This window comes from Arthrobacter sp. B2a2-09, assembly GCF_027587375.1.
GTDB lineage: Bacteria > Actinomycetota > Actinomycetes > Actinomycetales > Micrococcaceae > Arthrobacter.
The window spans coordinates 1-494 of the sequence record NZ_JAMXIC010000089.1 but is presented as its reverse complement, the minus strand read 5'-3'; the positions used below and the strand labels follow the sequence as shown (position 1 = coordinate 494).

The window sequence follows — 494 nt, the reverse complement described above, 5'->3', positions numbered from 1 at the left end:
ACGGAGAGGTAGTTCTGGCCCTTGGGGTTGTAGATCTTCGCGGTGGGGAAGAACGCGTCCATGCCGAAGGTCCGCGATTCATCCGGGACGATGGGGACAATCCGGTGTCCGAAGTTCTTGTCGCGGAGCAGGTCTTTGAGCAAACGGACGAACGCCATGGTGGTGGCGGCCTGCTGCTTGCCGGTTCCCCGCTTGGCGACCTCGAAGGTCTTGGCCTCCGGCAGCTGAATGGCCGCATGGTTTGAACGCCGTTCGGGGACCGAACCTCCCAGCGCAGCCCTGCGCTCGAGGAGATAGGCGATCTCGGGTGCGTCCATGCCTGGGTGGTAGTACGGAGGACGGTAAGGATCCTCTTCCAAGCGGGCGTCTGCAATTGGAATCCTGAGGTAGTCCCTGAATTCCTTCAGATCGTCGAGCGTGAGTTTCTTCATTTGGTGGGTCGCGTTGCGGCCCTCGAAGTGGGGTCCGAGTCCGTAGCCCTTGACGGTCTTGGC

The 494-nt window shown here is 61.3% G+C and carries 1 pseudogene; it reads right to left on the bottom strand.

Going from position 1 to position 494, the window contains the following annotated elements:
- Positions 1-494: pseudogene (locus NFJ07_RS25650) on the bottom strand (pyruvate dehydrogenase (acetyl-transferring), homodimeric type); the annotation flags it as partial.